This window comes from Enterobacter sp. CPE_E863, assembly GCF_046521465.1.
GTDB classification, from domain to species: Bacteria; Pseudomonadota; Gammaproteobacteria; order Enterobacterales; family Enterobacteriaceae; genus Enterobacter; species Enterobacter adelaidei.
On record NZ_JBKFZX010000001.1, the window covers coordinates 1,483,844 to 1,501,766 of the forward strand.

Here is a 17,923-nt window from a genome sequence, read left to right on the forward strand (position 1 = left end):
AACTCGTCATCAAAACAACACACATTTCGCTTGTTTTTCTCTTCGCCGTAATGATAATCACTATCACAAGAATTTACCTTTCTTTGCATCAGTTGACTGCGATAAACATTTAAGGTGTCGGCATGTTTGTTCCATTTCTCATTATGTTGCGTGAAGGGCTCGAAGCTGCCCTCATCGTCAGTCTCATCGCCAGTTATCTGAAGCGAACCCGGCGTGGACGCTGGATTGGCGTCATGTGGGTGGGGGTGTTCCTTGCCGCGGCGCTCTGTCTGGGCCTGGGCATCCTGATCAATGAAACCACCGGTGAATTCCCGCAGAAAGAGCAGGAGCTGTTTGAAGGCATCGTTGCGGTGATCGCGGTGGTGATCCTCACCTGGATGGTGTTCTGGATGCGTAAAGTCTCCCGTAACGTAAAGGTACAGCTGGAGCAGGCGGTGGATAACGCCCTGCAAAAGAGCAATAACCACGGCTGGGCGCTGATCATGATGGTCTTTTTCGCCGTCGCGCGTGAAGGCCTGGAGTCCGTTTTCTTCCTGCTGGCGGCGTTTCAGCAGGATGTCGGCATTTGGCCGCCGTTAGGTGCGATGCTGGGCCTTGCTACGGCTGTGGTGCTGGGTTTCCTGCTCTACTGGGGCGGCATTCGCCTTAACCTGGGGGCCTTCTTCAAGTGGACGAGTCTGTTTATTCTGCTGGTGGCGGCAGGGCTGGCGGCAGGGGCGATTCGCGCCTTCCATGAAGCGGGCCTGTGGAACCATTTCCAGGACGTGGCGTTTGATCTCAGCAACGTTCTTTCCACTCATTCACTGACCGGCACCCTGCTCGAAGGCATCTTCGGCTATCAGGAAACCCCGAGCGTCAGCGAAGTGGCGATGTACTTTATCTATCTCATTCCGGCGCTGGTGCTGTTCGCAATGCCGCCGCGTTCCGGCACGCAGGCGTCGCGCGTTACACCATAATATTTGCTTTAGTTACAACATACTTTAAAAGGGAAGAGCCATGGCAATTCAGTTCCGTCGTAGTGCATTATGCGCAGGCATCGCCGCGCTGTTCGCTTCTGCATTCTCCGCCTGGGGTGCGGATGTTCCTCAGGTTAAAGTCACCGTCAATGACAAGCAGTGTGAGCCGATGACCCTCACGGTTAACAGCGGCAAGACCCAGTTTATTATCCAGAACCACAGCCAGAAGGCGCTGGAGTGGGAAATTCTGAAGGGTGTACTGGTGGTGGAAGAGCGCGAAAATATCGCTCCTGGCTTCAGCCAGAAGATGACCGCCAACCTGCAGCCGGGCGAGTATGAGATGACCTGCGGTCTGCTGACTAACCCTAAAGGTAAGCTGATCGTCAAAGGTGAAGCAACGGCCGATGCGACGAAAGGTGCGGCGGTGCTGAGCCTGGGTGAGGCGATTACCGCCTATAAAGCGTATGTCTCCAAAGAGACGGCCGACCTGGTTGCGGGTACCAAAGCCTTTACCGATGCGGTGAAAGCAGGTGATATCGAAAAAGCGAAATCCCTCTATGCGCCAACCCGTCAGCACTACGAGCGTATCGAGCCGATTGCCGAGTTGTTCTCTGACCTTGATGGCAGCATTGATGCCCGCGAAGACGATTTCGAGCAGAAAGCGGCCGATCCGAAATTCACCGGTTTCCACCGTCTGGAGAAAGCCCTGTTTGGCGACAACTCCACCAAAGGGATGGAGAAATACGCTGAGCAACTGAACGGTGACGTGCTGGAGTTGCAAAAGCGCATCAGCGAGCTGGCTTTCCCACCGTCAAAAGTGGTGGGCGGTGCCGCAGGGCTGATTGAAGAAGTGGCCGCGAGCAAAATCAGCGGTGAAGAAGATCGCTACAGCCATACCGATCTGTGGGATTTCCAGGCTAACGTTGACGGTTCACAAAAAATTGTCGATCTGCTGCGTCCTCAACTGCAGAAAGAGAACAGCGAACTGCTGGCTAAAGTGGATGCTAACTTCAAAAAAGTCGACGCCATTCTGGCGAAGTACCGAACCAAAGACGGCTTTGAAACCTACGATAAGCTGACCGATGCCGACCGCAACGCGCTTAAAGGCCCGATTACCGCCCTGGCGGAAGATCTCTCCCTGCTGCGTGGCGTACTGGGTCTGGACTAAGCACGATGAATAAGCATAACGAAAGCGAGGTGGTTGAGCCTTCACGTCGTCGGTTGCTAAAAGGGGTCGGGGCGCTGGGGGGCGCTCTTGCGCTGGCTGGTGGGTGTCCGGTGGCGCATGCGGCGAAACCGCAAAGCGCACCCGGCACGCTGTCCCCTAATGCTCGCATGGAGACGCAGCCGTTTTACGGTGAACATCAGTCGGGCATTCTGACACCGCAGCAGGCGTCGATGATGCTGGTGGCATTTGACTCACTGGCGAGTGATAAAGCTGATCTGGAGCGTCTGTTCCGTCTGCTGACGACACGTATCGCGTTTCTCACCGCAGGCGGGCCGGCACCGGAAACGCCAAATCCGCGTCTTCCGCCCATGGACTCCGGTATCCTGGGGCCGTTTATCGCCCCGGATAACCTGACGATGACCGTTTCGCTCGGTGAATCGCTGTTTGATGCGCGCTATGGACTGGCAAAACAGAAGCCAAAAGCGCTGCAGAAAATGACGCGTTTCCCGAATGACTCGCTGGACGCTGCTCTTTGTCACGGTGACCTGCTTCTGCAGATTTGCGCCAATACCCAGGACACGGTGATCCACGCCCTTCGGGATATTATCAAGCACACGCCGGATCTGTTGAGCGTGCGCTGGAAGCGGGAAGGGTTTATCTCGGACCATGCTGCCCGCAGTAAAGGGAAAGAGACGCCGGTTAACCTGCTGGGCTTTAAGGACGGTACGGCCAACCCGGACAGCCACGATGGTGCGCTCATGAAGGAGGTGGTGTGGGTCACTGCCGATCAGGGCGAACCGACATGGGCCGTTGGGGGAAGTTATCAGGCCGTGCGGATTATTCAGTTCCACGTGGAGTTCTGGGACCGCACACCGCTCAAAGAGCAGCAGACGATTTTTGGTCGTGATAAGCAGAGTGGGGCACCGCTGGGCATGAAGAATGAGCATGATGTGCCCGACTACGCCGGCGATCCGAATGGCGATGTGATTGCGCTGGACAGCCATATTCGTCTGGCTAATCCGCGCACCAAAGAGACGCAGTCCAGCCTGATGATGCGCCGTGGCTACAGCTACTCTCTGGGCGTAACCAACTCCGGTCAGCTTGATATGGGGCTGCTGTTCGTCTGCTATCAGCACGATCTGGAAAAAGGCTTCCTGACCGTGCAGAAGCGGCTAAATGGAGAAGCGCTGGAAGAGTACATTAAACCTATCGGCGGCGGCTATTTCTTTGCCCTGCCAGGCGTACGCGATCAACACGCGTATCTCGCTCAAGGGCTGATTGAGGCCTGATCGCTGTCCCTGCGCCACGTTCGCAGGGACATTATTTTTTCATATGACGATTCTGTTGTTATATTTCTGTAGTATTTCTGTATGAGACTGATTTCAACTGTAGGGACAGTCTTAAAAGTTGCAATCAGGTAAAATAAATGTTGCATTTATGATAACACCTGATGTAATTAAGATAAGACAGCGGTAGTTCCCGGCAGTGATGCTGAATCACTATGGAGATCGCGAATGGTTGCGTCCTGTACTGGACATGGTAAACACAACAACCGCAGCACCCGGCGCGGAGGCTCAGACTCCGGCAGCGATTTCCTCACCACTAAATTCTCCCCCCTTCCTCAAGAATCTCGTTCGACCGACGTGCAGAATGGTGCGCGTAGCTGTTCCGTATCGTCATCCGATAAAGCAAGCAATGGCTTACAAGGAAGCCAACCCTCTGATGTTCGTGCGCATAATCGTGCTGAAACTGGCGCGTGTGATGAATACCAACAACTCAAGGTGCTATCCATGGGAAGACAAAAAGCAGTGATCAAAGCTCGTCGCGAAGCAAAACGTGTGCTGAGACGGGATTCACGTAGCCATAAACAGCGTGAAGAAGAATCGGTCACCTCGCTTGTGCAGATGAGTGGCGTAGAAGCAATTGGCATGGCGCGGGACAGCCGTGACAATTCTCCAATTGTGGCGCGCAATGAGGCTCAGGCGCACTACCTGAATGCTATCGAGAGTAAACAGCTCATCTTTGCAACCGGTGAAGCCGGATGCGGGAAAACCTGGATCAGTGCAGCCAAAGCGGCGGAAGCGCTGATCCATAAGGACGTGGAGAGGATTATTGTCACCCGTCCGGTACTGCAAGCTGATGAAGATCTCGGCTTCTTGCCCGGAGACATTTCGGAGAAGTTTGCCCCATACTTCAGGCCTGTCTATGACGTGCTGGTGAAACGACTGGGGGCTTCCTTTATGCAGTACTGCCTGCGGCCAGAGATTGGCAAGGTGGAAATCGCGCCGTTCGCCTATATGCGCGGACGTACATTTGAAAATGCGGTCGTCATTCTTGACGAGGCTCAGAACGTGACCGCTGCGCAAATGAAGATGTTTTTGACGCGCCTCGGGGAGAACGTGACGGTTATCGTTAACGGCGATATTACCCAGTGTGACCTGCCATCCGGCGTGAAATCCGGACTAAGCGACGCGATGTCACGTTTTGAGGAAGATGAGATGATTGGGGTGGTCCGCTTCACCAAAGAGGACTGCGTGCGATCGGCGCTGTGTCAGCGCACGTTGAAAGCGTACTACTGAGTTTGCTGTTGTGTTCAAAGCCCGGGGAAACCGGGCTTTGTTTTTTGTGCTTTCTATTCCCTTATATGTTTAAAGTCACTTTAGCTAACGTTGTTAAATAAAGCTGTCGTCATCATCGCTGTAGTCGTCATCTGCATCATTGTTCTGCCAGGTGTCGTTATTATTGCCGAACGGATCGTCCTGGTTGAGGAAGCGGGTGTCAGAGACATTATTAAAGTCGCCGTATTGATTACCGATAAACGACTCATTACCGGCGGGCGTTGTCGGTTCTTCGATGATGTTCACGATCTCTTCCGGCCGCGACTGATGGAACATACTGGTCAGCATCTCGGCCAGCACGACGCCACCGGCCACGCCAGCGGCTGTTTGCAGCGCGCCTGCCATAAAACTGCCGCCGCGAGGAGCCGAAGCCGGCGCTGTCGCCCGTGAATAATCCTGCGCCTGTGGCTGTTGCTGCTGGGCATTCCAGCTGTTGTCCGGCTGCGGGTTGCTTTTTCCGCCACCAAACAGGCCGCCGAGGAAACTGCCGCCCGTCGAGGGTTTGCTTTTTTGCGCGGCTAATTCGCTTTCAAGCTCCTGAACCCGGGCCTGCAGGCGTTTCAGCGCCGCTTCCTGAATCAAAATCGATTGCGCCATATAGTAGGGGGCCGCAGGCTGCTGTCTGACGAATTCCGCGATCTGACGCTCTGCATCTGCATCCCGTTGGCTGTTTTGTTGTTCGGTCTGTTTCAGACGTTCGAAAAGGCCGTTGATTAGCTGCTGTTCTTCATATTGCATGACAATAACCTTCCGCTCTCCAGGGGGGATACCGCCTAGTTTATCAGCGGTGATAAACTGTGTCTGGCGAGTGAAATGTTTGTTTAAGATTGGTTGCAAGTTAGCTGAAACTCGCTCTGTTTTTGGGGCTAAAAAAAAGCCCGCATTTTCATGCGAGCTCTTCTTTAAATATGGCGGTGAGGGGGGGATTGACTCGCTTTGCTCGCCCTGCGGGCAGCCTGTTCGCTGCGCTCTCAGTCTGTCCAACTGGCTGTCGCCAGTTGTCGAACCCCGGTCGGGGATTCTCATCCCCCCTGCATGAGTGCAACATGCGAAAAAAAAGCCCGTACTTTCGTACGAGCTCTTCTTTAAAGATGGCGGTGAGGGGGGGATTGACTCGCTTTGCTCGCCCTGCGGGCAGCCTGTTCGCTGCGCTCTCAGTCTGTCCAACTGGCTGTCGCCAGTTGTCGAACCTCGGTCGGGGATTCTCATCCCCCCCTGCATGAGTGCAACATGCGAAAAAAAAGCCCGTACTTTCGTACGAGCTCTTCTTTAAATATGGCGGTGAGGGGGGGATTCGAACCCCCGATACGTTGCCGTATACACACTTTCCAGGCGTGCTCCTTCAGCCACTCGGACACCTCACCATATTGTTTTGCTGCCTGACCGCTTGGGGGGCAACGGGGCGCTACTATAGGGAGTTGCGCTAAAACGGTCAAGCAGATTTTCTGCTTTAGTGCCTGTTCGGTTAAGCCTTAATCAGCTCATGTCGCTTAGAGCCGGATTAACGCTGTGAATCGAGCACTTCGCTGTTTTTAACCACGTCCTGTGCTTTGCCGTAGCTTTCGATCAACAGCTGATAAGCCGGGAAGATGTGGGTATACACCTCGGCCCACTTGGCCGCGTCTTCACGGTTCCAGGTTCGCTGGATTTCTGAGGCGACTGCCGCTGTATCCATTGGCACTACGCCAGCCTGGACGACACGAGCCAGGGTGATCTCTTGCGCCATTTTGCTGTAGGTACCAGACGCATCGATCACCGCAAAGACTTTATAACCATCAGCAACCGCACTAATTGACGGGAAAGCCATGCAAACGCTGGTGATGGTACCCGCGATAATCAGCGTGTTGCGACCGGTGGCTTTTACCGCTGCCACAAATTCCGGGTTATCCCAGGCGTTAATCTCTCCTTTACGTGGTACGTACTGCGCATGCGGCGCGTTGGCGTGGATTTCCGGGATAAGCGGGCCGTTCGGCCCCTGGGGAACGGACGCTGTCGTGATCACCGGGATCTTCGCCAGGGTAGCGATCTTTGCCAGCGCTGCCGCACGGGCACGCAGTTCCGGCATTGGCATATCCCCAACGGTCTGGAACAGACCGCTCTGGTGATCGATAAGCAACATCACCGCATCGTTCACATCAATAACCGGACGCGCTCCGTTGAAATTTGCAGGTGTGGACATTTTCTTCTCCTTTATTACGTTCAGATCTGGCCGAAGCGGCCGGAGTTGAAATCACGAATGGCTTCGTTGATTTCGCTTTTACTGTTCATGACAAACGGGCCGTAGCCCACAATGGGTTCGTTCAGTGGCTCACCGGCCATCAGCAGCACTTTTGCATCGCTACTGGCTTCCAGATGCACTTTGTCGCCTTGCTGGCTTAAGACGACCAGTTGCGCTTCACCCGCTTCAGCCGTGCCGTTTACCGTGACGTTGCCTTCCAGTACCACCAGCGCGGTGCTCCAGCCTTCTGGCTGATTGAGCGTCAAATGGCTTCCCTGATTCAGCGCAATATCCCAGACATTCAGCGGTGAAAAGGTGTGAGCCGGGCCGGTCACATCCTGGTAGCGACCGGCAATAACCCTCAGCGTGCCGCTGTTATCCAAAAGCGTTACGACTGGAATGTCGCTTTTGGTGATGCTCTGGTAGCCCGGTGCCGCCATCTTGTCTTTCGCCGGAAGGTTGACCCAAAGCTGCATCATTTTGAGTTCTCCTCCTTTCTGCGAGAACGCGCTGGAGTGGAACTCCTCGTGCAAAATGCCTGCACCTGCCGTCATCCACTGCACGTCGCCGGGGCCAATTACACCGCCTTTGCCCGTGGAGTCACGATGCTCGACTTCACCGGAATAGACGATAGTGACCGTTTCGAAACCCCGGTGAGGATGTTGGCCTACGCCGCGTTTCGAACCATCTGCCGGAAAGGTGTATGGGCCCGCGTAGTCCAGCAGCAGGAACGGGCTGAGAGGCTCCCCGTGCGTCTGATAAGAGAACATTGAACGGACCGGGAAACCGTCGCCCACCCAGTGCTGTCGGGGAGCGGTATAAACACCTGTTACGTTTTTCATGATGAACTCCTGATGTTCTGTTGATGCAATTAGCTTATATTCAGGTTTAATATCCCGGTAGATAGTGAAAATGGCATTCACTGTTCTAATAATGGAACGATGAGGATTTATGCAGGATCTCAATGACTTCGTCTGGTTTGTGAAGGTGGTGGATTACGGTGGCTTTGCGGCGGCGGGAAGGGCGCTTGACCTGCCAAAGTCCAGGCTAAGCCGCCGGATCGCGCAGTTGGAAGAGCGCCTTGGCGTGCGGCTCATCCACCGAACAACCCGGCAATTTACGGTGACTGAGGTCGGGCAGACCTTCTATCAGCACTGTAAAGCGATGATGGTGGAGGCGGAGGCGGCAGAAGAGGCCGTGGCGGCACTGCAGGCAGAACCGCGCGGCATTGTCAGGATCACCTGCCCGATAACCCTGTTGCATGTCCATGTTGGTCCGATGCTGGCAAGATTTATGGCGCGTTATCCCGGCATCAATCTTCAGCTTGAGGCGACCAATCGACGGGTAGACCTGGTGGGAGAGGGCGTGGATATCGCGATCCGCGTCCGCCCTCGCCCGTTTGATGACAGCGATCTGGTGTTAAGGGTGCTGGCTGACAGGGGGCATTGTCTGGTCGCGAGTCCAGCGTTGATTCAACGCATGGGAGAACCGATAGCCCCGTCTGAACTCAGTGCCTGGCCCGGGCTAAGCATGAACGAGGGGAAACATATTCATAAATGGGCGCTGTCCGGGCCTGGAGGTGCTAAAGCGGAGATCCATTATCACCCTCGATTGATCACCACCGATATGCTTGCGCTACGTGAAGCTGCCATGGCTGGCATCGGCGTGGTGCAGCTGCCGATTTTGATGGTGAAGGATCAGCTGGCGTCAGGTGAACTGATTCGGGTACTTGAGGCCTGGGAACCCCGACGGGAAGTGATTCACGCTGTTTATCCATCAAGACGCGGGTTGTTACCTTCTGTCAGGACGCTGGTGGATTTTCTGACCGAAGAATATGCGAAGATGGTGGAAGAATAGTTTATCCCTCTCCCTTGGGGAGGGGGTCAGAGTGAAGGGCTCAGACCGCACCGTGTTGCCTTTGGCACCGGGGGGGATTGACTCGCTTTGCTCGCCCTGCGGGCAGCCTGTTCGCTGCGCTCTCAGTCTGTCCAACTGGCTGTCGCCAGTTGTCGAACCCCGGTCGGGGCTTCTCATCCCCCCGCAGCGTGCAATATGCGAAAAAAAAGCCCGCATTTTCATGCGAGCTCTTCTTTAAATATGGCGGTGAGGGGGGGATTCGAACCCCCGATACGTTGCCGTATACACACTTTCCAGGCGTGCTCCTTCAGCCACTCGGACACCTCACCATATTGTCATCCCGTTGTTGTCGGGACGGGCGCTAATGTAAGGAAAAGCCGAACTGCCGTCAACTCACTTTTTCAGTAATTTAGCGTGTTTAGACAAACTTCAGGCAACCTGATTCTTAAATGTGCTGAAAGCGTCTTTTTTATCAGCAGCACAGTCGCGCAATAAATTTGTTATGCTGGCAATCCAGTTGAAAATCAAAATAATTCAGCGCAATAAAAGGCAGGAATGACTATGGATATACTCTTCTATCACCCCACGTTTGATGCGGCATACTGGATCAAGGCGCTTACCGCGGCGTTACCCGGCGCACGCGTTCGCGAGTGGAAGCGGGGTGACAACGAACATGCTGACTACGCGCTGGTCTGGCATCCGCCGGTAGAAATGCTGCAGGGGCGTAAACTGAAAGCTGTCTTTGCCCTGGGCGCCGGTGTGGACTCCATTCTGAGCAAGCTGAAGGCTCACCCGGAAATGCTGCCGGAAGATATTCCTCTTTTCCGCCTCGAAGACACCGGTATGGGCCAGCAAATGCAGGAGTATGCCGTGAGCCAGGTTCTGCACTGGTTCCGCCGCTTTGATGACTATCAGGCATTAAAACAGCAATCCCACTGGGAACCGCTGCCTGATTATCAGCGCGAAGATTTTACCATTGGTATCCTCGGTGCTGGTGTGCTGGGTTCAAAAGTGGCGGAAGCGCTTGCACCGTGGGGCTTTCCGCTGCGCTGCTGGAGCCGCAGCCGTAAGGATTATCCAGGCGTTAAGAGCTTTGCCGGCACGGATGAACTGCCGGACTTTCTCAACGGCACGCGCGTGCTCATCAACCTGCTGCCCAACACGGCGGAAACGGTCGGCATCATCAATGAAGCGTTGCTCAACCTGTTAGCCGATGAGAGCTACCTGATGAACCTGGCGCGCGGGGTGCATCTGGTCGAGCCCGATCTGCTGAAGGCCCTGGACAGCGGAAAGCTAAAAGGCGCCATGCTGGATGTCTACAGCCGCGAGCCGCTGCCTGCGGAAAGCCCTCTGTGGGCGCATCCGCGCGTGGCGATGACCCCACACGTGGCTGCCGTGACGCGTCCGGCAGAGGCGGTGGCGTATATATCCCATACCATCAGCGAAATGGAAAAGGGTAATGCAGTCACCGGACAGGTCGACAGGCAGCGCGGCTACTGAGAGAAACCCGGCGTTCGCCGGGTTTTTGCTAATATTCGCCGCTGATAACTGCTATCCTTTGGAAAAACCGCAGAGGAGAGAGAGATGTATCCCGTTGACCTGCATATGCACACCGTCGCCAGCACCCACGCGTATAGCAATCTCCATGATTATATCGCCCAGGCCAAGCTTAAAGGCATCAAGCTGTTCGCGATAACCGATCATGGCCCGGACATGGCGGATGCGCCGCACTACTGGCATTTTGTGAATATGCGGATTTGGCCACGTCTGGTGGACAGCATTGGGATACTGCGCGGTATTGAGGCGAACATTAAAAATACCGACGGTGAGATCGACTGCACCGGTCCGATGCTGACGTCTCTTGACCTTATCCTCGCCGGTTTCCATGAGCCGGTTTTCCCTCCCCAGGATAAAGAGACCAACACCGCGGCGATGATTGCCACCATTGCCAGCGGCAATGTGCATATTATTAGCCACCCGGGTAATCCAAAATATCCGATTGATATTCAGGCTGTCGCCCAGGCGGCAGCGAAACACCGCGTGGCGCTGGAGATTAACAACTCCTCCTTTGTTCACTCGCGTAAGGGCAGTGAAGCAAACTGCCGTGAAGTGGCCGCTGCCGTGCGAGATGCCGGAGGTATGGTGGCGCTGGGCTCTGACTCCCATACCGCGTTTACGCTGGGTGATTTTAGTGAGTGCCTGAAGGTGCTTAATGACGTTAACTTCCCGGAAGCGCAAATCCTGAACGTGACCCCACGCCGGCTGCTCGATTTCCTCGAGTCGCGCGGCATGGAACCGATTGACGAATTTGCCGATCTTTAATTGTGTAATGGAATAATAAAAATGAACGAGTTCTCCATCCTTTGTCGCGTGCTGGGTACGCTCTATTATCGCCAGCCGCAAGACCCGCTGTTGGTTCCGCTCTTTACGTTAATTCGTGAAGGTAAACTGGCGCAGAACTGGCCGCTGGAACAGGATGAGTTACTGGAGCGTCTGCAAAAAAGCTGCGATATGCAGCAGGTAGCGACCGACTACAATGCGCTGTTCGTGGGTGATGAATGCCGCGTTTCGCCATACCGTTCTGCCTGGCAGGAAGGGGCGACAGAAGCGGAAGTCCGTGCTTTCCTCTCCACTCGCGGTATGCCGTTGAGCGATACACCAGCCGACCATATTGGTACGCTGCTGTTGGCTGCATCCTGGATCGAAGACAACGCAGGTGATGATGAGAATGAAGCTATCGAAACCTTGTTCGAAACGTATCTGTTGCCATGGGTCGGAACGTTTCTTGGCAAAGTCGAAGCACATGCGACTTCGCCATTCTGGAGAACGCTGGCTCCGCTGACTCGAGACGCCATCGCGGCAATGTGGGATGAGCTGGAAGAAGAACACGAAGAGTGATTTAGATCACATTAACTCTGCAACTATACATTTCAACTTGCACGTAATGTGCTAGTGATCTCATTTCTATGGTGCGCTTCTGCTAAGATGCGCACCATGAACATATTACTTTGTATCGCATTAACCACTGGTATTCTCTCAGGGCTTTGGGGATGGGTAGCTGTGTCTCTCGGGCTGCTCAGCTGGGCTGGGTTTCTTGGCTGCACGGCCTATTTCGCCTGCCCGCAGGGGGGGGTTAAAGGTCTCTTTATTTCAGGCTGCACCCTGATGAGCGGTGTTATCTGGGCGCTGGTGATTATGAAAGGCAGCGCGCTGGCCCCGCATCTGGAGATGCTGGGGTATGTCATGACGGGCGTGGTTGCTTTTTTGATGTGCATCCAGGCAAAACATCTGTTGCTTTCGTTCGTGCCGGGAACTTTTATGGGGGCGTGTGCGACCTTTGCAGGGCAGGGTGACTGGAAACTGGTTGTCCCCTCGTTGGCGCTGGGGTTGCTGTTTGGCTACGCCATGAAGAACAGCGGTCTTTGGCTGGCGGCGCGGCGGGAAAAAGCGCAAAGCATCACTGCGGTGAGTGAATAAAAAAAGGCGAGATAATCATCTCGCCTTTTTTATGCGCTTCCTGTCAGGATTCCGGAGGAACTGACATATCGCGGTATTTCACCAGTATCGGGTTCTGCACATCTGCTTTGTTTTGCAAATCCCACAACCCGCGATCGATACCATCGTTAATTAAGAAGATAACGCCGGTTTCAATGGCAGACATCAGGCACATCATGACCGGTTCGTTAGAGGTGTAGCCAATTTCACCCTCCAGCAAACGCTGGTAGTCGATGAAGCGGAATACCCCAGCCTGTACTTCATAAGACAAAATGGTTTTGCTGGTGTTCACCGAAGAGAGCACTTCGCCGGTACTGACGTTAACCACACGCAGGTTAACGGCGATTTGGTCGAGCTGATACTGGGTATCAGCGCCGATACCGAAGTAACGTGCTCCTACACCACCCGATTTAACGTTACTTTCGTAACCGATAATCGAACCTTCAATCATGACATTCGCGGCTGCCAGAGATTGCAGAGGCGTCCGGTTATTGTCCGCGACGGTGCCATTTTCCTGTGCTGCACGAATAATTTTTCGCTCATTCAACAGGTTCTGTAGCCCCTGGCGTTCCAGAGGAATAAACCAGTGTGAATCCTTGAGTGCGGTAACCAGCATGGCAGTGGCGCTTTGCGGCACCGCCGTGGAGAAGTTACTTGCCGGGTAAGGTTTAAATTGCCCGGTTTCATCCTGAATGTTGTAAACAGAGACAAATATCTTACCGGTTGGTGACGGTAAATGTGTTAAATCACGATAACTTTGGGCCCGAGGCATTAAAGTAGGTTTTGCAGCTTCTTTAGGTGGAGCAGTTAAACAACCGCTCAATAAGCACACTGCAACAAATATCAGGAAGCGCTGCATGATCATTGTCCTTATTTAGCTGTTGTTTAAAAATTAGTTGAATTACTTTGTAAACCGGAAACCTGGATTGTTGATGTTTTTCCAGTTTTACGATCGGTAACATTCAACTGGAGCTGTCCGTCCGTGTTGGCAATATCGACAATAAAGTCGTTGGTGACCATTCGACCAGGTTTACCGGTATTAATGTTGGTCAGTAACCCACCTAAAATCTGCGACTGAATAGCCTGTGTGAAGTTGTCCAGAGCAGACGGGGTATCAACGCTAAAATTCTTTAAGCTGGGATCTTTATAGGAGTTTTGCGCCTGAGCTTCATTCAGCAGGAACGCGCCGTTGTTAGGGTTACCGCCAAAGTTAGGGTTACGGAACTGGAACGTCATGTTCCCGGCCCAACTTATGGGGGTGATCAGCATTATCGAAACAACTGCATATGCAATACGCATGACAGCCTCCGCATATCGGTTCGTTAGAACTCGTCTTTTGCTAAATCGCTGGTGCTTAATAGGGCTTTATCTATTTGCAGGCGATTAATAGCGTCTTCTGATTGTGCCAGTGCTAAGGATACGTTTTTGTCGAAATCCATTTTGGTCGGGAATAAAAACGTTTGATAAATAACGGACTGATTAGCCGTTATTGTTATCCAGCTTCCCCATCGTGCACTGGGCCGCTCGTTGATTGTTATATTTCCAGTGTATGTGCTGTCCCATTTATCACTGAAGGCACGGTAAAAACTGTGCCCGATCGATGAGACAGTGTGGTCTGTTAACAATCCGGGAACTTCGACCTCGACGGCCTGCAGATTCCCGGCTGCGAGCAGGAAACTCGCTGCGGCGATCCAACTCAACGTGCGCTTCATGTGATTAACGCCTGAGGTTATCGTTTGCCCACGAAACCGCCTGAGTTCGGTTTTTCACAGCTATCTTCTTGAAAAGATTATAAAGGTGCGTCTTTACCGTATTTTCGCTGATAAATAACGAACGGGCGATTTCAATATTTGAAGCACCAATGCGTAACTTGTTCAGGATCTCTTTCTCACGGTGCGTTAGCAGTGCTGACTCTGAACTGTTATAGCGATAATTTCCGGAGTGTGTGATGAGGTAGCTGGCAAGTTTTTGCGAAAAATAACACTCTCCGCGCAATATACCTTGCAGCCCCTCTACTACCCGGTCCTCTTCTTCCGTGACGTAGAACACGCCATTGATATGCGGCCAGCTCTCAATATCCCTGAAAGGATACTCATCAGGCGTATTCAACAATAGCACGCGGATATTATTGTTTTTCCTGCTTAAAATATCCTGCCAGTAATGGATAAGCTTTTTATCAGCTTCCATCATATCGAGAAGAATAATGCTGCCAGGTGCAATATCATCAAAAGAACGTTGAATATTATGCAATTTCCCGTTCAGTGATAAAGATTGCTTTAAATGTTGTAATAACGCTGTCGCTTGCAAAGAAGGTTTTGTGATCAACAGTAATGTATGACCATGTAAACTATGGACTTCATTATACATGATGAAACCCCACTTTTTTTGGCACCTGGCAGCTGTCCTCCTGTAAAAAGAGGACACCAGAAGTACTGACAGATGTTTCACTGCTGTGTGTAGAATCAGACCATAACCCCCACAGGGAGGTAAATATAAAACCAATTTCGTACATCTAATTTCAATCTAGCTTTTACGAAGTTTAAAGCAAGTGTTAATCATGTAACTAAATGTAAAAATCAATATTAATTTGTGATAATTGACGATATTGAATGCCCCATTTTGATAAGAAAGTTGTACATGTAAATATGTGTGCACAGATTTTAAAAATCATACAAATATTTATAATAAATTGATTTTAATGCTTATTTTGTGTTTTTATCTGATTGTGGATAGGTATGAGTTCCCGATTTTTTCTAAGTCATGGAATGAACAAATTTCTGTCTTAAGAAAACTCGCCTCGTGTCACGCGATGAGAAAAATGGCATCCTGCCGTTCCGTTGAAACAAGGCGGGATCAAGCATGGACAGCCCTCGCGATGTTGTACAAGCTGGCGGAAAGAAATGTTTAATAAAAAAATAAGCTGTCCTGTTTAAAGCAATTTTTTCCTTAAATTACGACTTTGTGGTGATCCGACAAATAAAAATAAGCCGCGTGGGTGAGATATTTAAAATGTTTCAGCGGACATACTCTTCACCGTAACGACGCGTTAACACATCACGAGTCGTTTTAACAATATCATTGTTACATGGTTATGGAGTTCTTAAATAGCCAGGTCCAGGGTGACAACATGAAAAACATATCGTTATTTATGATGTTTACATTGCTGGGTGCGCCTGGATTTGTAACCGCGGCTAATTCAGATATGGCGAATGCTGAATATAATTTCGCGGTTAACGAATTAAGTCTTTCATCTTTAAATCAGGCAGCCATTATTGGTCAACGGGGCATTCTTAATGATGCTCAGGTCAACCAGGGCGGTTCAAAACTATTATCAATAGTTTCCCAGGATGGGGCAGGTAACAGAGCGAGAGTTGATCAATCAGGGAGTTACAATATTGCCTGGATCGATCAAAGCGGCAACGGGAACGATGCAGGTATTACGCAAGATGGATATGGTAATAGTGCGAAAATTATCCAGCAAGGGTCGGGTAACAGAGCAAATATTACGCAGTACGGTACACAGAAAACCGCAGTTGTAGTGCAGAAACAGTCGCAAATGGCAATTAGCGTCATCCAGCGCTAACTATTTCGCGACGACTTTAATCAATCCGATGGGGGTTTACCATGAAATTTATCAAAGTGGCAGCACTCGCAGCAATCGTAGTTTCTGGTAGTGCAATGGCTGGTCTGATTGATCAGGGCGAATGGGGTCATGGCCATGGCGGATACGGTGGTCCAAATTCAACCCTGAACATTTACCAGAACGGTGGCGGTAACTCTGCTGTAGCATTGCAGACAGATGCCAGAAATTCAGTTCTGAATATTAGCCAGACCGGTGGCGGTAACGGTGCTGATGTTGGTCAGGGGTCTGATGACAGTAAAATTAACCTGACCCAGAACGGTTTCGGCAACAGTGCAACACTTGATCAGTGGAACAGTAAAAATTCTACTATGAATGTTAGCCAGTACGGTGGCCTTAACGGTGCATTGGTCGACCAGACTGCTTCTAACTCAACTGTCAACGTTACCCAGATTGGTTTTGGTAACCACGCGACAGCTCATCAGTACTGATACTGAAATCTGTGCTACAAAAAAACAGGGCATCTGCCCTGTTTTTTTTCGGGAGTTCATCATGAATACCTTAATTCTCCTCGCCGCGCTTTCCAGCCAAATCACGTTTAAAACGTCACAGCAGGAAAATATGACCACCATTATTCCGCAGGTTACTCTGACGGAGCCGTGCGATTGCCAGGTTCAGATTGTCTCTGTGCGGGAAGGGCAGGGAGGGCAAAGCTCTTCTCGACAGCAAAATACACTTTTTATACCCGCTAATCAGACGATTGATTTAATGCGGTTGAGTTTAAATATTGACGCGGGGGATACGGTAAAAATCGTTGTCACCATTACTGATGGAAAGTCGCTCCATTTATCACAACAGTGGTCGCCAGCTGAGAAAGCGCTTTAATCATTCATAAAATCAATATGTTATGAATGTGGCGGGCCAGTGGCGTTGAGCTATGCTGATATCAGGAACTGAGAAGTGATGTTCCGCAACGTGAGACTTCGTTTGCTCTAATGAAGCGCGTTTACCCCTCAAGGACGATTTTCATTGAGGAGTGTATATAATGACCAAATATTTAGCTCAGCTTGCTACAGGCTTGGGTTTGATCGCTTCTGCTTTCATTCTCCCCGCTTATTCAGCCACCCTTGCAAATGGTGGGGTAATTCATTTTCGTGGTGCCATTGTTGCAGACCCCTGTGAAGTCACGCCGCAACAGCGACAGTTTGCCATGTCATGCCCGGATAATAACCGTATGCAAACGCGAATGGTCAGTTATGAAGAGGCACTTAATGGCACGGTGACCGATTCCAGCCTCGCCACTCTCAGCATGAAATACCTTAATCCTGAAAAAACGCTCGCGATTGTCCAGATCCAGTACCGCTAATTCACTCTTCCGCTCCGCGGCGGAAGAGGATGTTGTCTGATAGTTTTTTCTCCCTGGCTCCTCTGCGATACACTTAAGAAAAAGGCGGGTTGCAGAGGGGCTTTATGAAACCGCAAATTGAAATCATTCATGGCGATATTACGACCATGCACGTCGACGTTATCGTCAATGCGGCCAATCCATCTTTGATGGGGGGCGGTGGTGTGGACGGTGCTATCCACCGGGCTGCGGGACCGCAGTTGCTGGAGGCCTGCAAAGTCGTGCGTCAACAGCAGGGAGAATGCCCTCCTGGTCATGCGGTGATTACGCTTGCAGGCAATCTTTCTGCCAAAGCGGTTATTCATGCTGTAGGTCCCGTCTGGCAAGGTGGCGACCAGCATGAAGCGAGTCTTCTGGAAGAGGCTTACCGAAACTGTCTGCGGCTTGCCGCCGACAACGGTTACAAAACCATGGCGTTTCCGGCCATCAGCACTGGCGTGTATGGCTACCCTAAAGCGGCCGCCGCAACGATCGCCGTCGAAACCGTTTACCGTTATCTGTCGTTAAAACCGATGCCGGAGAAAGTTATCTTTGTCTGTTTTGACGAAGAAACCACCCACCTCTATCAACGGCTTCTGACCCAGCGTGGGCAGGAATCAGAAGCCTGAAAAAACGGTGGCGCACTC

21 protein-coding genes, 2 tRNA genes and 2 other RNA genes are annotated in these 17,923 nt (G+C 51.8%); 14 read left to right on the forward strand and 11 right to left on the reverse strand.

Annotated elements, in window-relative coordinates; genetic code table 11:
* Positions 1-122 precede the first annotated feature (122 nt).
* The 4 genes from efeU to phoH all read left to right on the forward strand — a co-directional run bounded on the left by efeU (position 123) and on the right by phoH (position 4,703).
* Positions 123-956 carry an iron uptake transporter permease EfeU gene (gene efeU / locus ACLHV8_RS07165; protein WP_208594894.1) on the forward strand — a complete coding sequence of 278 codons (834 nt, stop codon included), beginning with the start codon at positions 123-125 and terminating at the stop codon, positions 954-956.
* 40 nt (positions 957-996) lie between these two features.
* Positions 997-2,124 carry an iron uptake system protein EfeO gene (efeO, locus tag ACLHV8_RS07170; protein WP_208594893.1) on the forward strand — a complete coding sequence of 376 codons (1,128 nt, stop codon included), beginning with the start codon at positions 997-999 and terminating at the stop codon, positions 2,122-2,124.
* 5 nt (positions 2,125-2,129) lie between these two features.
* On the forward strand, positions 2,130-3,413 hold the full coding sequence (gene efeB / locus ACLHV8_RS07175; protein WP_208594892.1) for an iron uptake transporter deferrochelatase/peroxidase subunit: 1,284 nt from the start codon (positions 2,130-2,132) through the stop codon (positions 3,411-3,413).
* A gap of 501 nt (positions 3,414-3,914) precedes the next feature.
* Positions 3,915-4,703: a phosphate starvation-inducible protein PhoH gene (phoH, locus tag ACLHV8_RS07180; protein ID WP_208594891.1), complete on the forward strand. Its 789-nt coding sequence runs from the start codon at positions 3,915-3,917 to the stop codon at positions 4,701-4,703.
* 93 nt (positions 4,704-4,796) lie between these two features.
* Here phoH and ACLHV8_RS07185 read toward each other — a convergent pair whose 3' ends face one another.
* From ACLHV8_RS07185 to ACLHV8_RS07210, 6 genes are all read right to left on the reverse strand, one after another.
* Positions 4,797-5,480, reverse strand: coding sequence for a DUF2076 domain-containing protein (locus ACLHV8_RS07185; RefSeq protein WP_208594890.1), 684 nt, complete (start codon positions 5,478-5,480; stop codon positions 4,797-4,799).
* A 171-nt stretch (positions 5,481-5,651) separates the two neighbouring features.
* Positions 5,652-5,788, reverse strand: a non-coding RNA gene (locus ACLHV8_RS07190) — RtT sRNA.
* Positions 5,789-5,834: 46 nt separating this feature from the next.
* Positions 5,835-5,972, reverse strand: a non-coding RNA gene (locus ACLHV8_RS07195) — RtT sRNA.
* A 46-nt stretch (positions 5,973-6,018) separates the two neighbouring features.
* Positions 6,019-6,106: transfer RNA gene (locus ACLHV8_RS07200), tRNA-Ser, on the reverse strand.
* Between the two features lie 137 nt (positions 6,107-6,243).
* A complete protein-coding gene (locus ACLHV8_RS07205) occupies positions 6,244-6,921 on the reverse strand; it encodes an isochorismatase family protein (RefSeq protein WP_208594656.1) in 678 nt (225 codons plus the stop codon).
* Between the two features lie 20 nt (positions 6,922-6,941).
* Positions 6,942-7,802 carry a pirin family protein gene (locus ACLHV8_RS07210; RefSeq protein WP_208594655.1) on the reverse strand — a complete coding sequence of 287 codons (861 nt, stop codon included), beginning with the start codon at positions 7,800-7,802 and terminating at the stop codon, positions 6,942-6,944.
* Between the two features lie 109 nt (positions 7,803-7,911).
* On the opposite strand from ACLHV8_RS07210, the gene ACLHV8_RS07215 reads away from it, so the two are divergent.
* Positions 7,912-8,817 (forward strand): LysR family transcriptional regulator, encoded by a 906-nt coding sequence (locus ACLHV8_RS07215; RefSeq protein WP_049007328.1) that lies wholly within the window; start codon positions 7,912-7,914, stop codon positions 8,815-8,817.
* 241 nt (positions 8,818-9,058) lie between these two features.
* Here ACLHV8_RS07215 and ACLHV8_RS07220 read toward each other — a convergent pair.
* A tRNA-Ser gene (locus tag ACLHV8_RS07220) sits at positions 9,059-9,146 on the reverse strand.
* A gap of 232 nt (positions 9,147-9,378) precedes the next feature.
* Between ACLHV8_RS07220 and ghrA the strand changes: the two genes are divergently transcribed.
* The 4 genes from ghrA to ACLHV8_RS07240 all read left to right on the forward strand — a co-directional run bounded on the left by ghrA (position 9,379) and on the right by ACLHV8_RS07240 (position 12,294).
* The gene (ghrA, locus tag ACLHV8_RS07225; RefSeq protein ID WP_208594654.1) at positions 9,379-10,317 is read left to right on the forward strand and encodes a glyoxylate/hydroxypyruvate reductase GhrA; all 939 of its coding nucleotides are present in this window, start codon (positions 9,379-9,381) and stop codon (positions 10,315-10,317) included.
* Positions 10,318-10,401: 84 nt separating this feature from the next.
* On the forward strand, positions 10,402-11,139 hold the full coding sequence (locus tag ACLHV8_RS07230) for a phosphatase (RefSeq protein ID WP_208594653.1): 738 nt from the start codon (positions 10,402-10,404) through the stop codon (positions 11,137-11,139).
* Positions 11,140-11,160: 21 nt separating this feature from the next.
* The gene (locus ACLHV8_RS07235; RefSeq protein ID WP_028019095.1) at positions 11,161-11,715 is read left to right on the forward strand and encodes a molecular chaperone; all 555 of its coding nucleotides are present in this window, start codon (positions 11,161-11,163) and stop codon (positions 11,713-11,715) included.
* A gap of 96 nt (positions 11,716-11,811) precedes the next feature.
* Positions 11,812-12,294, forward strand: a complete 483-nt coding sequence (locus ACLHV8_RS07240) for a DUF1097 domain-containing protein (protein WP_075204560.1) — start codon at positions 11,812-11,814, stop codon at positions 12,292-12,294.
* Positions 12,295-12,337: 43 nt separating this feature from the next.
* Here ACLHV8_RS07240 and csgG read toward each other — a convergent pair whose 3' ends face one another.
* Genes csgG through csgD form a run of 4 tightly spaced genes read right to left on the reverse strand, consistent with a single transcriptional unit; the run spans position 12,338 to position 14,679 of the window.
* Positions 12,338-13,171, reverse strand: a complete 834-nt coding sequence (gene csgG / locus ACLHV8_RS07245) for a curli production assembly/transport protein CsgG (RefSeq protein ID WP_028019093.1) — start codon at positions 13,169-13,171, stop codon at positions 12,338-12,340.
* A gap of 26 nt (positions 13,172-13,197) precedes the next feature.
* Positions 13,198-13,611 carry a curli production assembly/transport protein CsgF gene (csgF, locus tag ACLHV8_RS07250; RefSeq protein ID WP_049007574.1) on the reverse strand — a complete coding sequence of 138 codons (414 nt, stop codon included), beginning with the start codon at positions 13,609-13,611 and terminating at the stop codon, positions 13,198-13,200.
* A 23-nt stretch (positions 13,612-13,634) separates the two neighbouring features.
* Positions 13,635-14,024: a curli production assembly/transport protein CsgE gene (gene csgE, locus ACLHV8_RS07255; protein WP_049007573.1), complete on the reverse strand. Its 390-nt coding sequence runs from the start codon at positions 14,022-14,024 to the stop codon at positions 13,635-13,637.
* Positions 14,025-14,028: 4 nt separating this feature from the next.
* A complete protein-coding gene (gene csgD / locus ACLHV8_RS07260) occupies positions 14,029-14,679 on the reverse strand; it encodes a biofilm master transcriptional regulator CsgD (protein WP_023335238.1) in 651 nt (216 codons plus the stop codon).
* Positions 14,680-15,439: 760 nt separating this feature from the next.
* Here csgD and csgB point away from each other — a divergent pair.
* From csgB to ymdB, 5 genes are all read left to right on the forward strand, one after another.
* Positions 15,440-15,895, forward strand: a complete 456-nt coding sequence (gene csgB / locus ACLHV8_RS07265; protein ID WP_208594652.1) for a curli minor subunit CsgB — start codon at positions 15,440-15,442, stop codon at positions 15,893-15,895.
* A gap of 41 nt (positions 15,896-15,936) precedes the next feature.
* Positions 15,937-16,383 (forward strand): curli major subunit CsgA, encoded by a 447-nt coding sequence (csgA, locus tag ACLHV8_RS07270; RefSeq protein WP_049007911.1) that lies wholly within the window; start codon positions 15,937-15,939, stop codon positions 16,381-16,383.
* A 61-nt stretch (positions 16,384-16,444) separates the two neighbouring features.
* The gene (gene csgC / locus ACLHV8_RS07275; RefSeq protein WP_208594651.1) at positions 16,445-16,777 is read left to right on the forward strand and encodes a curli assembly chaperone CsgC; all 333 of its coding nucleotides are present in this window, start codon (positions 16,445-16,447) and stop codon (positions 16,775-16,777) included.
* 160 nt (positions 16,778-16,937) lie between these two features.
* Complete coding sequence (locus ACLHV8_RS07280; RefSeq protein ID WP_134707525.1) at positions 16,938-17,258, forward strand: type 1 fimbrial protein; 321 nt, start codon at positions 16,938-16,940, stop codon at positions 17,256-17,258.
* 104 nt (positions 17,259-17,362) lie between these two features.
* Positions 17,363-17,905 carry an O-acetyl-ADP-ribose deacetylase gene (gene ymdB / locus ACLHV8_RS07285; protein ID WP_208594650.1) on the forward strand — a complete coding sequence of 181 codons (543 nt, stop codon included), beginning with the start codon at positions 17,363-17,365 and terminating at the stop codon, positions 17,903-17,905.
* The last annotated feature ends 18 nt before the right edge of the window (positions 17,906-17,923 follow it).

What these genes read in the sequence shown, in the direction of transcription:
- efeU (WP_208594894.1), top strand. Translation starts at nt 123, where the DNA reads ATGTTTGTTCCATTTCTCATTATGTTGCGTGAAGGGCTCGAAGCTGCC.
- efeO (WP_208594893.1), top strand. Translation starts at nt 997, where the DNA reads ATGGCAATTCAGTTCCGTCGTAGTGCATTATGCGCAGGCATCGCCGCG.
- efeB (WP_208594892.1), top strand. Translation starts at nt 2,130, where the DNA reads ATGAATAAGCATAACGAAAGCGAGGTGGTTGAGCCTTCACGTCGTCGG.
- phoH (WP_208594891.1), top strand. Translation starts at nt 3,915, where the DNA reads ATGGGAAGACAAAAAGCAGTGATCAAAGCTCGTCGCGAAGCAAAACGT.
- ACLHV8_RS07185 (WP_208594890.1), bottom strand. Translation starts at nt 5,480, where the DNA reads ATGCAATATGAAGAACAGCAGCTAATCAACGGCCTTTTCGAACGTCTG.
- ACLHV8_RS07205 (WP_208594656.1), bottom strand. Translation starts at nt 6,921, where the DNA reads ATGTCCACACCTGCAAATTTCAACGGAGCGCGTCCGGTTATTGATGTG.
- ACLHV8_RS07210 (WP_208594655.1), bottom strand. Translation starts at nt 7,802, where the DNA reads ATGAAAAACGTAACAGGTGTTTATACCGCTCCCCGACAGCACTGGGTG.
- ACLHV8_RS07215 (WP_049007328.1), top strand. Translation starts at nt 7,912, where the DNA reads ATGCAGGATCTCAATGACTTCGTCTGGTTTGTGAAGGTGGTGGATTAC.
- ghrA (WP_208594654.1), top strand. Translation starts at nt 9,379, where the DNA reads ATGGATATACTCTTCTATCACCCCACGTTTGATGCGGCATACTGGATC.
- ACLHV8_RS07230 (WP_208594653.1), top strand. Translation starts at nt 10,402, where the DNA reads ATGTATCCCGTTGACCTGCATATGCACACCGTCGCCAGCACCCACGCG.
- ACLHV8_RS07235 (WP_028019095.1), top strand. Translation starts at nt 11,161, where the DNA reads ATGAACGAGTTCTCCATCCTTTGTCGCGTGCTGGGTACGCTCTATTAT.
- ACLHV8_RS07240 (WP_075204560.1), top strand. Translation starts at nt 11,812, where the DNA reads ATGAACATATTACTTTGTATCGCATTAACCACTGGTATTCTCTCAGGG.
- csgG (WP_028019093.1), bottom strand. Translation starts at nt 13,171, where the DNA reads ATGCAGCGCTTCCTGATATTTGTTGCAGTGTGCTTATTGAGCGGTTGT.
- csgF (WP_049007574.1), bottom strand. Translation starts at nt 13,611, where the DNA reads ATGCGTATTGCATATGCAGTTGTTTCGATAATGCTGATCACCCCCATA.
- csgE (WP_049007573.1), bottom strand. Translation starts at nt 14,024, where the DNA reads ATGAAGCGCACGTTGAGTTGGATCGCCGCAGCGAGTTTCCTGCTCGCA.
- csgD (WP_023335238.1), bottom strand. Translation starts at nt 14,679, where the DNA reads ATGTATAATGAAGTCCATAGTTTACATGGTCATACATTACTGTTGATC.
- csgB (WP_208594652.1), top strand. Translation starts at nt 15,440, where the DNA reads ATGAAAAACATATCGTTATTTATGATGTTTACATTGCTGGGTGCGCCT.
- csgA (WP_049007911.1), top strand. Translation starts at nt 15,937, where the DNA reads ATGAAATTTATCAAAGTGGCAGCACTCGCAGCAATCGTAGTTTCTGGT.
- csgC (WP_208594651.1), top strand. Translation starts at nt 16,445, where the DNA reads ATGAATACCTTAATTCTCCTCGCCGCGCTTTCCAGCCAAATCACGTTT.
- ACLHV8_RS07280 (WP_134707525.1), top strand. Translation starts at nt 16,938, where the DNA reads ATGACCAAATATTTAGCTCAGCTTGCTACAGGCTTGGGTTTGATCGCT.
- ymdB (WP_208594650.1), top strand. Translation starts at nt 17,363, where the DNA reads ATGAAACCGCAAATTGAAATCATTCATGGCGATATTACGACCATGCAC.